We start from the raw sequence: 13,995 nt of genomic DNA, 5'->3' as shown, positions 1-13,995 counted from the left end.
AAAAAAGTGCCGCCGGGCATTTGCCCGGCGGCTGCCTTTAATATCCGTACTTTTTCCGCTTCGCCAGCAGGAAGACCGTCGTCACAAGCACGGCCATGGTTTCCGCAAACACGATGGAGAGCCAGATGCCGTCCAGCTTCAGCACGAGCGGCAGCAGGAGCACGGCCGCGATCTGAAATACGAGCGTCCGCAGGAACGAGATGAGCGCGGACGTCAGGCCGTCGTTCAGCGCCGTGAAGAACGACGAGCCAAGAATGGCTACGCCCGCGAGCAGGAACGAGAAGGAGTAGATCCGGAACGCGCGCACCGTCATGGCCAGCAGCGCCTCGTCGTAGCCGACGAAGATCTGCCCGAGCGGCCGCGCCAGCGCCTCGCCCGCCGCCAGCATCACAATCGAGCTGCCGCCGATGAGCCGCAGGCTCTTGCGCAGCAGGCTGTGCAGCTCCGGCCGGTTCTGCGCGCCGAAGTGGAAGCTCACCACCGGCGACACGCCGACGGCGTAGCCGATGAAGCACGCGTGGAAGATCATGCTGACATACATCAGCACGCCGTAGGCCGCGATGCCGTTCTGCCCGCCGTAGCGCATGAGCTGCGCGTTATAGAGCATACCGACGAGAGACATGGAAATATTGCTCATCAGCTCCGACGAGCCGTTGCCGCAGATGCGGCCGAGCGCGCGCCCGTCAAAGCGGAAGCGCGTCAGATGCAACTCGCTGCGGTTCCACTTTCCGAGGAAATAGAGGAGCGGCAGCAGCCCGCCGACGCACTGGCTCAGCGTCGTAGCGACGGCCGCGCCCGCGATGCCCCAGCGGAACACGCCGACGAACAGCGCGTCGAGCACCATGTTCGTCGCGCCCGCCGCCACGGTCACCGCGAGGCCGAGCTTCGGCTTGCCCGCCGTGGCAAACAGGCACTGAAATGCGAACTGCAGCACATAGGCCGGGTTCGCGATCAGGATGAGCCTGCCGTAGCGCACACAGTTCTCCAGCAGCTCGCCCTCCGCGCCGAGCAGCTCCGCCACGGGCCGCAGCAGCACGATGCCGAGCACACCGAGCGCCAGACCGGACAGGGCCGTCACGCAGATGACCATGGAAAACAGCCGGTCGGCGTGTTTTCTGTCGCCCTCGCCCATCGTCTTGCCGATGAGGGCGCTGCCGCCGGTGCCGAACAGGAAGCCGACGCAGCCGAGGATCATCAGATACGGCATGATGAAGTTCACGGCCGTGAATGCGGCCTTGCCCGCAAAATTCGAGACGAAAAAGCCGTCCGTCACGCAGTAGATCGACGTGAAGATCATCATCACGATGGACGGCAGCGTCACGCGCAGCAGGCGGCGGTAGCCGAAGTGGCCGGAAAATGTGCTGTTCATTCCTGCCCCCCCAGCTCCGGCAGCTTGCAGCGGAATGCCTGCAGATAGCGCTCCATCAGCCCGAGATATTGCTGCACATCCTCTGCGGGCCATTCGTCAAAGATGCTGTTTTCCAGCCGGATCAGGCGGCCGGCCGTGGCATCTGCCACGCGCAGCCCCGCCTCCGTCAGGCAGACGCGCTTGCTCCGCGCGCCGGACGGCTCCAGATATAAAATGCCGTCCGCCTCGAGCTTGCGCAGGGCGGAGTTGACGGTCTGCTTGCTCAGACCGGTGCTCTCACAGACGGCACGCAGCGACGCGGGCGAGCCAAGCTCGCACAGGGCATAGAGGATGCGGCTCGTGCTGTCATTCTGTCCCTGTCGCTGCGCGGCCTCATGATAGGCCGCGTCCATTTCGCTCAGCAGGCAGTTGAGGCGCTTCAGCGCCGGGGAACGATATTCATGCATAATGGCCTCCAATGTCCGAAATCATACCATATTATTATAGTACGATTTCGTACAGTTGTCAAGCCGTGATCGATGCTTTGTACGGACTGCAAGCGCCTGCGGCATAAACAAACCCCCGCACGGGATGCCAATGGCATCCCGTGCGGGGGCATTCTGCTCCGATCAATAGCCGGGCTTACCCAGCAGGTGGAACATGTTCTTCTTATAGAACTCGACGCCGGGCTGGTTGAACGGGTTCACGCCCAGCATATAGGCGGAGATGCCGCACGACAGCTCGAAGAAGTAGAACAGCTCGCCGAGCGTATCGGCATCGACCTCGTCGGTCTGCAGCACGATGTTCGGCACGCCGCCGTCGACGTGGGCGCTGAGCGTGCCCTGGAAGGCCTGCTCCTCGACAAAGTCGAGCGTCTTGCCCTCGAGGTAGTTCAGGCCGTCCAGATTCTTCCAGTCGACCTCGATGGTCGTGCGCTTGCGCGGTGGGGCAAAGCGGACGATGGTCTCGAAGAGGTTGCGCTGGCCCTGCTGGATCATCTGCCCGAGGGAGTGCAGGTCGGCCGTGAATTCCACGGTCGCGGGGAACAGGCCCTTGCCGTCCTTGCCCTCGCTCTCGCCGAACAGCTGCTGCCACCAGCCCGCGAAGTAGCGGAAGCTCGGCTCATAGCAGCCCAGCAGCTCGATGGCCTTGCCGCGGCGGTACAGCAGGTTGCGGATGGCGGCATACTGCCACGCGGGGTTTTCAAACGAGCGGATGTCCAGCTCCTTGCGGGCGCGGGCCGCGCCGAGCATGACGTCCATCGGAGCGATGCCCGCAACGGCCATCGGCAGCAGGCCGACGGCGGTCAGCACGCTGTAGCGGCCGCCGACATTCGGCGGGATGATGAAGGACTCGTAGCCCTCCTCCGTGGCCATCTGGCGCAGCGCGCCGTGCTTCGGGTCCGTCGTGACGTAGATGCGCTTTTTGGCCTTCTCGGCGCCGTACTTGCGCTCGAGCATCCAGCGCAGGGCGCGGGTGGCGATGGCCGGCTCCGTCGTGGTGCCGGACTTCGAGATGATGTTGATGGAGAAATCCTTTCCCTCGAGCAGCTCGCACAGCTCCTGCCACGCGCGGGTAGACAGGTTGTTGCCTGCGAAGAAGACCTGCGGGTCGGAATCCTTCAGGTTGTGGTTCTGGCCCTTGACCAGCTCAATGGCAGCGCGCGGGCCGAGGTACGAGCCGCCAATGCCGACGACGACGAACACGTCGGAATCCGCACGGATGCGCTCCGCGGCGCGGCGGATGCGCTGCAGCTCCTCCGTCTCCTCAAACGTGGGCAGCTCCAGCCAGCCGAGAAAATCATTGCCGGGACCGCGGCCCTCGGCCAGCGTCTTGTGCGCGGCGAAGACCTCCTGCTCCGTGGCGAGCAGATCGGGCAGGGACAGGTCGCCCCAGACATTCGAAAGATCAACTTTTAACATGGACACCATGCTCCTTTGTTCAGTATCTCCCCCTTATGTTATCGCAAAACGGCCGAAAACGCAAGTCACGTCGGAAAAAAACTGCTGCAGCAGTAGAAAAAAATGCTGCGGCAGTGTATAATGAGAGCAACAGATCTCGCGGAAAGTTGTAGGGGAGCGGCATGCCGCTCCCGGCACAGCGCCTGCGATTTGTACCGGGCTATCGATAAAATGGTGCGCACCGGTTGCGTCTGTAGCGGCGCTTAGTAAGCGCCATGCAGGCTGCCAATATTTGCGGCATGGATTCAACGGCATGAGGCTTCCGGGGTTGTCATTGCGAGGCCCCAACGGGGCCGTGGCAATCTCGGGAAGGCAGTTGCGTTTTCGCCGGGGCTTTCCTGTTATCCACTCCGGTACTGCGAGATTGCCACGTCGCTTCGCTCCTCGCAATGACACATCAGGGGAGTGCGGCGGTGCACCAGCGCCCTCCAGCGGTTTAATGACCCCCTACAAGGCGCTCACCAACTGCCGCTACACCCCATACTTCGGTGCATACCGTTTAACGACAGCCGATACGAGTCGGCGGTGCTTTCCCGAGATTGCACCCCAAGGGCACTTCCTCGCGCTTCGCGCTCAGGGCGCCACGTCGGCCTGCGGCCTCCTCGCAACGACAATTCGGTGGCCAGTGCCATTTTAATGCGCCAATGCAGCGCCGGGCCGGGCATGCCCCTCCCCTACAACGCATGACATTATCCCTGCAAATACACACAACAAGTGAGGTAGCTTATGAAATACGGATTCGGTGTCGACGTCGGCGGAACGACGGTCAAGCTCGGTCTGCTCAGCGAGGCGGGCGAGCTTCTGGAAAAGTGGGAGCTTCCCTCGCGCACGGAAAACGGCGGCGAGAACATTCTGCCGGACATCGCGCGTAGCGTGCAGGACTGCATGGCCCGCCGCGGGCTTTCGCGGGACGACTGCCTTGGCCTCGGCATCGGCGTGCCGGGCCCGGTGGATGCCTCCGGCATGGTCAACCGCTGCGTGAACCTGAACTGGGGCGTATTCAACCTGCACGATGCCCTCGGCATTCTGACGGGCCTGCGCGTGCGCGCCGGGAACGACGCGAACTGTGCCGCCCTCGGCGAATTCTGGATGGGCGGCGGCTCAGGCTGCCGGTCCGCCATCTTCGTCACGCTCGGCACGGGCATCGGCGGCGGCGTCATCGTGGACGGCCGCCTGCTCACGGGCGCGCACGGCGTCGGCGGCGAGCTTGGCCATATCGAGATCAGTGCGCCGGACAAGGCCCCCTGCACCTGCGGCAAACGCGGCTGCGTCGAGCAGTATGCCTCGGCGAACGGCATCGTCCGCGTGACGAAAAAGCGCCTTGCCGAATCGGCCGAGCCGTCCTGCCTGCGTGCGATGGAGCACTTTGCCTGCAAGGACGTGTTCGACGCCGCCCGCGGCGGCGACGCCTTCGCGGTCGAAACGCTTGAGCAGGTGTTCGACTATCTGGGCGAGGCACTGGCAGACGCCTGCTGCGTCTGCGACCCGGAGCGCATCATCCTCGGCGGCGGCGTGTCCCGCGCGGGCGACTACCTGCTGCGCGGCGTCGAGCGCCATTTCCGCGCGCACATGTTCCACGCCTGCAAGGACACGCAGTTTGCGCTCGCCACGCTCGGCAACGACGCCGGGATGTACGGCGCGTTCCGTCTGCTGGCCTGATTTTTCCGCATAAAAAGAGCACCCTCCCGCCAAACTAGCGCGGGAGGGATTTTTTATGGAACGAAAAGGGCGAAAGAACGAGCTGGCGGACCCGCAGCTGCCCGCCATCCGCAGCATCGCGGACGGCCGCGCCATGCCGGCGTGTCAGGCCCCCGTGCCGGAGAGGCTGGAGAAGCCGGATAAATAAAATTGTAGGGGCCGGGCTGTCCCCTCCCGGCGCCGCACGAACGACTCGTGCCAGTTGCCGTTACAATGGTGAACGCCCCCGATTTGTCATTGCGAGGCCCCAACGGGGCCGTGGCAATCTCGGGAAGGCACTTCCAGTTCGTACAAAGTGCCGATAAAACGTACCAACCAATTGCGTCCGTAGCGGCGGTCACTGCGCAGCCGTTGGCGGCTTTGCCGCCTTACGGATGCGGCGTGCCCCTTGCGGGTAGCGAGCGCCATGCAGGCTGCCAATATTTGCGGCATGGATTCAACGGCATGAGGCTTCCGGGGCTGTCATTGCGAGGCCCCAACGGGGCCGTGGCAATCTAGCAGTACCGGGGTGGATAACAGGAAAGCCCCGGCGAAAACGCAACTGCCTTCCCGAGATTGCCACGTCGCTTCGCTCCTCGCAATGACAATTCGGGGGCTGGTGCCATTTTAACGGCAGCCTGTCCGTATCGGCGGTTTTGAGCCGGGCCTGGCTGTCCCCGCCCCTACATATTTTACAACAAATTTTACAGCAAATAGTGCTCCAGCTCACGGAGAAAGCGGCTGAGGTTTTCGCAGTCCGGCTCATAATACAGGCTCGTGCCGCGGCGCGTGGCCGTGAGAAGCCCCTCGTTGCACAGCAGGTTCATGTGGTGCGAGATCGTGGCCGGGGCGAGGGACAGCTTTTCGGCGATATCCTGCCCGTTGCACGGGCCGTCCTTCACGGCGCGCAGGATCTCCAGGCGGCTCTTGTCGCCGATGGACTTCAGCCGCCGGACAAGCGAGGCCGACTGGTCGGAATATTTCACGATCAGCTCGCCGAGCTGGGTGTAGTACACGCCGTAATACAGCGTTTCCGCCGCAAAGTCCCACTGCACGCCGTGGAACGCCATCATCGACGGCACGACGGTCAGACGCTCCGGGCGCTGCGGCAGGCTCAGGTTGACGAACAGAGCCACGGGATCGTCGCCGATCTTGGCCTTTGCGTCCTTCATTGCGCCGCGGCAAAGCGACGCGGCCGTGTCCGGCACATGCTCGAGGAACAGGGCCGTCGCCTTGCGCAGGATGATGTCCAGCTCCTCCATATAGTCATCAATGGAGTAAAACAGCGCCGTGCAGATCCACTTCACATCCTCAGTCGCCGGGCTTTGCAGCAGGAAGCGGATGAGAGCGTCGAAGCTGTCGATCCCGGCAAGGTCCTCCGTCTCCAGTCCGAGCACGCGGGCCAGCACGCGCTTGAGCGCGCCGAGCTTTTCGGCCTCCGGCAGGCTGCCGTAGTGCGGGCGGCTGTGCAGCACGGCATAGAGCGGCCGGGCCAGCGCCGAGGTCGTGCCGCCGCGCGAGGAGAAGAAAAAGCGCAGCCGCTCCTCGCTGACCTGCAGATTGGAGACGACGTAGTTTTCCAGATCGATGAGCGGCTGCAGCATGGCCTCCAGCTCAAACATCGGGATATTGTATTTCCCGGAGAGATAATCGCGCAGGGCAGGGATGCTGTGCGGGGCATCCTCCCCGGCCTGATAACGGCGCTCCAGCAGATAGATGCACTCCATCTCCGGATTGAGGCGCTCAAAATATTGGATCTGCAAGTCAGAAGTCCTCCTGAGGATGGCATTTCGATTTCTATCGTAATTCATGCATATTGTATCCCGGTTGAGCGGAAAAGTCAAGCGCTAGATTCGGACGGATATCGAAGTTTGACGAAATATCTCGTGCAAAATGTAGAAATTGCGGTGATAATTCACAACAAATGTGCGTGCATTGCGGACAAATGGAAATAATTTGAAGATGAAACTTCTTGGAATATTGAAAATATCCAGATAATCTGATGAAATAGTGCGGATTATATAAAATTTTCTTCTGATATTTCGATTTATAACGTTCATCGAATTTTGATAAGATGAATATAGAATTTCTATTGATTTTCTTTGAGCGACGTGGTAGAATACCGCCAAGGCAGAAAGTTAGCACTGCCATCTATCGAAATGAAAGGAAGAAGGACCATGAAAATGAAACGGTTTCTGGCGATCCTGTTGGTTCTGGCAATGTGCCTGACAACGCTCGGCGTTGTTCCGGCCATGGCCGTCGAACCCGCGGCCGAAGAGAGCGACGACGCGATCTCCGCCCGCTGGACCGATAAGAATTCCCTGTCTCCCGCGGATCAGGAGATCACCCCGCATGAGGTCGAGGGTGAAATTCCGTCTGCGGACGAAGTTGTTCTCTCGAGCGACGAAAACTCCCTCAAGGCCTCCGACATCGTCACGGTGATCGTGGAGCTGGAGAGCGAGCCTCTGGCAGACGCAGCCACGGGAGAACTCGACACGTTTGTCAGCTCCCCCGCCGGCCTGCAGCTCGAGCAGGACCTCCTGAACGAGCAGGCTTCCGTCCGTGCCGAGATCGAGGCACGGACCGGAAAGACCGAGACCGCTTCCGTCAATGGCGCAAGCGACCTCACCTATTCCTATACGACCGTCCTGAACGGCTTCTCCATGAAGCTCCCCTACGGCAAGCTCGACGAGGTCCGCTCGCTGAACGGCGTCAAGAACGTCTGGGTCGCGGAGCAGTACAGCCTGCCCGAGGACCTCAGTGCCGATGACTACACGATCTCCATGAGCAGCTCCACCGGCATGGTCGGCTCGACCGAGGCCAATGCCATGGGCTATGACGGCACCGGCACGATCGTCGCCATCCTTGACACCGGCTTCATGAAGGCGCACGAGGCCTTCTCCGTCATGCCGACGAATACGAAGTATTCCAAGGACGACATCGCCTCCCTGCTGCAGAGCCAGACGCTTGCAAGCAAGGTGACGGATGCCGATTCCGTGTACATCAACGAAAAGGCCCCCTACGGCTATGACTACGCGAACGGCGATACCGATGCCGAGGCCGTCGGTCAGGCGCACGGCGTCCACGTTGCAGGCACCGTCGCGGGCAACAACGGCAAGGACTTCTATGGCGTGGCCCCGAACGCCCAGCTGATGATCATGAAGATCTTCGGCGACAACTCCGGCTCCACCTCCGACGATATCATCCTCGCCGGTGTGGACGATTCCGTCAAGCTCGGCGCGGATTCCATCAACATGTCGCTCGGCTCCCCGGCCGGCTTTACGGATTACGGCGATGAGAACGAGAGCGAGGAAGAGCACCTGACGTACTACGGCGTTTATACCCGTGCCGAAAAGGCCGGCGTCAACGTCCTGGTCGCAGCCGGCAACGAGACGTCCTCCACGAACTACAATGCGCACAACAACCTGACCTACGCGGAGTATCCCGACAACGCCATCGTTGCGTCTCCGTCCACGCTGGAGGCGAGCCTGTCCGTTGCCTCCGTGGATAACGCCAAGACCACCTCTTATTACATGCTGCTCGGCGAGGAAAAGCTTGCCTACAACAACGCCGTGAACAGCGCCACCTCCACGCCATATGACATTCTGGACACCATGGACGGCAAGACGCTGGAATATGTCATGGTTCCGGGTCTCGGCGAGGAAGCCGACTATGAGGGCCTCGACGTGACCGGCAAGATTGCCGTGGTGCAGCGCGGCGGCCTCAACTTCGGCACCAAGGCGGAGAACGCCTCCAAGGCCGGCGCGGCTGCCTGCATCATCTATGACAACGTCAACGGCGCGATCATCAATGCTGCGCTGGAAAGCTTCTTCATCCCCACCGTCACCGTGACCAAGATCGCGGGCGCCAAGCTGGCCGCCGCATCCGAGAAGAAGGTCTCCTTCTCCAAGGAAAACTACGGTCTGGTAGACAACCCCATCGGCGGCGGCGTCAGCTCCTTCTCAAGCAAGGGCCCGGCTCCCGACCTGACCATCAAGCCGGAGATCTCCGCTCCCGGCGGCGGCATCCGCTCCTCCGTCCTCGGCGCGAACAATGCCTATGAGGTCTACTCCGGTACCTCCATGGCCACGCCGCACATGGCCGGTGAGGCCGCGCTGCTGCGCCAGTATATCGAGAAGAATTATCCCGATGTCAAGGGCGAGGCACTCGGCGATCTGGTCAACAGCCTGCTCATGAGCACTGCCTCCCCCTCCAGGGAGCTGGACGGGACCTATTATCCGGTCCGCCGCCAGGGCGCAGGCGTTGCCAATATTGCCAATGCCATCGAATCCGGTGCATACCTCTCCGTCGAGGGCAGCAAGCGCCCGAAGGCTGAGGTCGGCTCCAGCAAGGACGGCGTCTACACCTACACCGCGACCGTCCACAACATGACGGGCGAGGCCAAGTCCTACACCGTCGATACCACCGCCATGATCGAGACCATCACGGTCATCAACGGCGAAAACTTCGCATCCAACTCCAACCGCGACCTGACGGCCGATGAAGTGACCATCACCTATACCGGCCTGACCGCGGACAACAAGATCACCGCCCCCGCCAACGGCGAGGCGACCTTCTCCGTGAAGATCGAGCTGACCGCCGCGGGCAAGCAGGCCTATCAGGACAACTTCCCGAACGGCTCCTATGTCGAGGGCTTCACCTTCCTGACCGCCGACGAGGGCGTCAGCCTGAGCCTGCCGGTTCTCGGCTTCTATGGCGACTGGAACAGCCTGAAGGTTTTCCAGGGCACCTATGACGAGGGCCCGGCCAACATCACCTATTCCGTTCTGGCTGACGTCAACGCTGCCCTCTCCGGCAACTATGTCGGCGTGAACAGCCGCACGGATGCCTTTGCACGTCGCTGGATGGGCTTCGGCCCGGCGCGCGGCGGCCGCACCCTGGTGCATCAGTCCAGCCTGCTGCGCAACTCCGAGGCCTATCAGATCACGGTCAAGAACGCCAAGGGCGAGACCATGTGGGATTCCGGCGACCTCGGTTCTGTCCGCAAGACCTACATCGCCGTTACGCAGTCCGGCTATCAGGCCACGTCGACGCTCGTTCAGAAGGGCTGGAACGGCCGCCTGCCCGGTGCGGACGGCAGCTACAATGCCGGCGACTGGGCGCCTGAGGGTGAGTACACCTTCTCCGTCCGCGGCCGCGGCGTCGGCTCTGACGTGGACGACTATCAGAGCTACACCTTCTATGTCGATAACACGAAACCGGAGCTGAAGAGTGCCGAGCTGTTCGAGGACGAAAACGGCGACCTCAAGCTGGCTGTCACCGTCTCCGACAACAAGTATCTCCAGTTCCTCTGGCTCATCGATTCCGCACAGCAGTTCTTCTATCTGGAAGCCGCCGAGGAATTCAAGGACATGAAGGAAGGCGAGACCGTCCGTGTCGTCCTCGATGCCTCTGATCTCGTTCAGCAGCTGTCCCTGAAGGCCGCCAACCCCGGCCGCGTCGGCATCATGCTCGGCGACTGCGCGAACAATACCTCCACGACCTTCATCGATATCGGCCCGCAGGGCATCGAGATCGAGCCTGCTCAGATCAGCATCGGTCAGACGAAGCAGCTCTCCTACAAGGTCTATCCCGCCTCCATGCAGGATATCGCTCTCGAGTGGAGCTCCTCCGATGAGTCCGTCGCGACCGTCAACGAAAAGGGTGAGGTCACGGGCGTGTCCGACGGCACCGTCCGCATCACAGCCACGGCCTTCTCCCGCCTGTCCTCCTACTGCATGGTCACGGTCGGTCAGGGTGTTCCCACGGAGCGCAACTTTGGCGAGTGCGAGAATCTCGGCGAGATCTTCACGACCGAGGACGGCCTGTGGTGGAAGGTCTCCGGCCCGGATACGGTCCTGCTCCTGCCGGAGAACAACAAGACCCAGAACTACAGCGGCTCCTATTCCTCCATGGCAGAGATCACCGTTCCGGCGACCGTCAGCTATGAGGGCAAGACCTACCGCGTGACGGCAATTGCTGCCGAGGCCTTCTACTTCAACATGAAGACCACCTCCATCACCCTGCCCGAGGGCCTAGAGACCATCGGCGGTTCGGCCTTCTTCTTTGCCAGCGGCATCAAGACCCTGCACATTCCCGACAGCGTCAAGACCATCGGCAGCATGGCCTTCAACGGCGTGGCCAGCGCTCCGCTGACGCTTCCGTCCTCTCTGGAATTCATCGGAGACTCTGCCTTCAACATGTCCGGTGTGGTCGACGGCGATATCCCCAACACGGTCACCTATATCGGTGAAAAGGCCTTCATGGGCTGCAAGGGCCTGACGACCATCAGCCTTCCCTCCTCGGTCGAGACTTACGGCGCGAATATTTTCTACGGCTGCGCGAACGTCACCTATGTTGAGCTGCCGCAGGACATGGAGAAGATCCCGAGCGGCCTGCTGTGGAACTGCACCGGTCTGAAACGCATCTACATTCCGTCCTCTGTCAAGACCATCGGCAATGCGGCCTTCTATGGCTCCGGCCTCGAGAAGCTGAACCTGCCGGACGGCCTGAAGAAGATCGACCAGTGGGCCTTCTGCTCCACGAAACTCAAGGAGATCATCATTCCGGACTCCGTCGAGACCATCGGCTTCAACGCCTTTATCTACTGCGAGGGCGTTCAGAATTGCTATGTCGGCTCCGGCGTAAAGTCCATCGGCAAGGATGCCTTCTATTTCTGGAACAACAAGTATGAGGATCAGACCGGCGTTATGCATGCCGCAACGACCGAGACGGCCAAGCTCCTGCGCTACTCCGGCTACGGCCATGAGATCCTCATCAATGGCGCCCCCTACACCTCCTACTTCGGCGGCCAGTTCGCCGTGGACGGCATCAGCTACATGCCGACGTCCGACACGACCGTTGCCATCACCGCCATTAGCGATGATGCAAAGACGGAGACGTTCGCCATCCCCGCTACCGTCACGAACGAGGGCGACGGCCGCACCTACACCGTCACCGAGCTGGCAGATAAGCTCCTGTTCCAGAATCAGTCCATCCTGACTATGGAGGACCTGCCGGACACGATCGAAAAGACCGGTGACCGCACCTTCGACCAGATGTTCAACGTCCGTACCTTCGGCGAGCTGCCTGCCAACCTGAAGTACGTCGGCTATCAGTCCTTCGGCTACCTCGGCTGGGAGCGTCAGCTGGAGAACCAGGGTCTCATTCCCACCTGGCAGACAAAGGAGCTCAACATCCCCGGCACGATCGAGTTCATGGATCAGTGTGCCTTTGCGGGCAACCGTCACGAGACGATCAACGTCGGCGAGGGCATCACGGAGCTGAGCTACTACTCCCTCTTCGGTGAGGCTGCCACGACCATCAACCTGCCGAGCACCCTGAAGCGCATCAATGAGAGCGCGATTGCATCCAGCTCCAACGCAACCGTCAACCTGCCCGACAGCCTCGAGTACATCGGAAAGTCTGCCTTCGCCGGTACGCCGGTCGGCGAGACTGTCCATATGCCGGAGAACCTGACCTACATCGGCGACAAGGCCTTCGGCTCCCAGATGTACAACTCCGACTATACCGCCAAGTACTGGGTCGGGCCGACGACGGTCTACCTGAACGGCAAGCTCGATAACATCGGCGCGAGCGTCTTCCGCCCGGATGCCAAGATCATCGCCGTGCTGAACAGCCAGCGCAACATGGTCGGCGGCTGCACCGATCTCGACGAGCTGCCCACCGTTATCTGGGACGGCAAGACCGACATCGGCTACAATGACGGCTCCTGCATCCCCGAGGGCGTGACCGTTACCCTGAGCGGCAATGTCACCGTCGACGGCAAGCTCTGCATCGAGGGTAAGCTCATCGTCCCGTTCGACGCCAAGCTCACCATCACCGGGAACGCTGTCATTGTCGGCGAGGACAACATCGTCTACGAGGGCTGCAAGCACGAGCATGTCAAGGAGAACATCGTTCCCGCCACCTGCACCGAGGACGGCAGCAAGACCGTCGTCTGTGAGGACTGCGGCGAGACCATCTCCACCGAGGTCATCCCGGCCACCGGTCACAGCTTCGGCGACTGGACCGTCACGAAGGAGGCCGCCTGCTTCGAAGACGGCGAAGAGACCCGCACCTGCTCCGTCTGCCAGGCAGTCGAGACGCGTCCGATCTTCGCAAACTCCGACCACTGCCCGTCCAAGGCCTTCACCGACCTTGATGCGGACGCCTGGTACCACGAAGGCGTGGACTACGCCCTGACGAATGGCCTCATGAACGGCGTCGGCGGCGGCAAGTTCGAGCCGGACGGCCAGCTGACCCGCGCGCAGCTCGTCACCGTGCTCTACCGCGCAGCGGGCGAGCCCGACACCGGCAAGCAGGTCAACCCGTTCACCGATGTGGCGGACGACACCTGGTACACGAAGGCCGTCATCTGGGCCGCGAACAACGGCATCGTCAATGGCGTCGCCAAGAACACCTTCGCCCCGGACGACAGCATTACCCGCGAGCAGATCGCCGCAATGCTCTACCGTTACGCCGGTGCAGAGGCTGCCAAGGAAGACAAGCTCTCCGCCTTCCCGGATGCCGCCAAGGTCTCCGATTGGGCGAAGGAAGCCCTGAACTGGGCAGTCGCCAGCGGCCTCATCAACGGCGTCGCCGATGCCAACGGCACGGCCAACCTCGAGCCGCAGGCTACCGCGACCCGCGCACAGATCGCCACGATCCTCATGCGCTGGCTCGAAAAGTAAGCAGAATCCCACCGCAGGTCTTCCATCCTTCCTCCCTGCGGGCATAAAAGCCATGGCCGGGGCGCAAGCCCCGGCCATTTGGCGTCTTAGTATAGGCATTGTAGGGGAGCGGCATGCCGCTCCCGGCGCTGCACTCGCAGCCCGTACCGGCCGCCGCTAAAACGGCACCGGCTCCCGAATTGTCATTGCGAGGAGGCCGCAGGCCGACGTGGCAATCTCGGGAAGGCACCGCCGTCCCGTACCGGCCGCCGTTAAAATGGCAAACGCCAAAGTATGGGGTGTAGCGGCGCTCACTGCGCAGCCGTTGGCGGCTTTG

At 61.8% G+C, this 13,995-nt stretch carries 7 protein-coding genes; 3 read left to right on the top strand and 4 right to left on the bottom strand.

Annotated elements, in window-relative coordinates; genetic code table 11:
• Window positions 1-37: 37 nt before the first annotated feature.
• From ACMKFF_RS01405 to ACMKFF_RS01395, 3 genes are all read right to left on the bottom strand, one after another.
• Window positions 38-1,369: an MATE family efflux transporter gene (locus ACMKFF_RS01405; RefSeq protein ID WP_419495803.1), complete on the bottom strand. Its 1,332-nt coding sequence runs from the start codon at window positions 1,367-1,369 to the stop codon at window positions 38-40.
• Window positions 1,366-1,815: a MarR family winged helix-turn-helix transcriptional regulator gene (locus tag ACMKFF_RS01400; protein WP_349134614.1), complete on the bottom strand. Its 450-nt coding sequence runs from the start codon at window positions 1,813-1,815 to the stop codon at window positions 1,366-1,368. Before ACMKFF_RS01400 ends, ACMKFF_RS01405 begins: the two co-directional genes overlap by 4 nt.
• Window positions 1,816-1,977: 162 nt before the next feature.
• A complete protein-coding gene (locus ACMKFF_RS01395; protein ID WP_349134907.1) occupies window positions 1,978-3,279 on the bottom strand; it encodes a glucose-6-phosphate isomerase in 1,302 nt (433 codons plus the stop codon).
• A gap of 756 nt (window positions 3,280-4,035) precedes the next feature.
• Between ACMKFF_RS01395 and ACMKFF_RS01390 the strand changes: the two genes are divergently transcribed.
• The gene (locus ACMKFF_RS01390; RefSeq protein WP_419495802.1) at window positions 4,036-4,968 is read left to right on the top strand and encodes an ROK family glucokinase; all 933 of its coding nucleotides are present in this window, start codon (window positions 4,036-4,038) and stop codon (window positions 4,966-4,968) included.
• A gap of 55 nt (window positions 4,969-5,023) precedes the next feature.
• Window positions 5,024-5,155, top strand: coding sequence for a hypothetical protein (locus ACMKFF_RS01385; RefSeq protein ID WP_349134905.1), 132 nt, complete (start codon window positions 5,024-5,026; stop codon window positions 5,153-5,155).
• A gap of 535 nt (window positions 5,156-5,690) precedes the next feature.
• Here ACMKFF_RS01385 and ACMKFF_RS01380 read toward each other — a convergent pair.
• Window positions 5,691-6,749: an ArsR/SmtB family transcription factor gene (locus tag ACMKFF_RS01380; protein ID WP_367927171.1), complete on the bottom strand. Its 1,059-nt coding sequence runs from the start codon at window positions 6,747-6,749 to the stop codon at window positions 5,691-5,693.
• A gap of 414 nt (window positions 6,750-7,163) precedes the next feature.
• Here ACMKFF_RS01380 and ACMKFF_RS01375 point away from each other — a divergent pair, with 414 nt between their 5' ends.
• Complete coding sequence (locus ACMKFF_RS01375; protein ID WP_419495801.1) at window positions 7,164-13,679, top strand: leucine-rich repeat protein; 6,516 nt, start codon at window positions 7,164-7,166, stop codon at window positions 13,677-13,679.
• Window positions 13,680-13,995: the final 316 nt, after the last annotated feature.

Origin of the sequence: Faecousia sp. (assembly GCF_048519415.1) — a bacterium.
In the GTDB taxonomy this organism is placed as follows: domain Bacteria; phylum Bacillota; class Clostridia; order Oscillospirales; family Oscillospiraceae; genus JAZOXB01.
Note: the sequence above shows the minus strand (reverse complement) of the source record. Positions and strands in the feature narration are given on the sequence as shown.

Coding starts and splice junctions, on each gene's coding strand:
- ACMKFF_RS01405 (WP_419495803.1), bottom strand. CDS start 1,369: ATGAACAGCACATTTTCCGGCCACTTCGGCTACCGCCGCCTGCTGCGC.
- ACMKFF_RS01400 (WP_349134614.1), bottom strand. CDS start 1,815: ATGCATGAATATCGTTCCCCGGCGCTGAAGCGCCTCAACTGCCTGCTG.
- ACMKFF_RS01395 (WP_349134907.1), bottom strand. CDS start 3,279: ATGGTGTCCATGTTAAAAGTTGATCTTTCGAATGTCTGGGGCGACCTG.
- ACMKFF_RS01390 (WP_419495802.1), top strand. CDS start 4,036: ATGAAATACGGATTCGGTGTCGACGTCGGCGGAACGACGGTCAAGCTC.
- ACMKFF_RS01385 (WP_349134905.1), top strand. CDS start 5,024: ATGGAACGAAAAGGGCGAAAGAACGAGCTGGCGGACCCGCAGCTGCCC.
- ACMKFF_RS01375 (WP_419495801.1), top strand. CDS start 7,164: ATGAAAATGAAACGGTTTCTGGCGATCCTGTTGGTTCTGGCAATGTGC.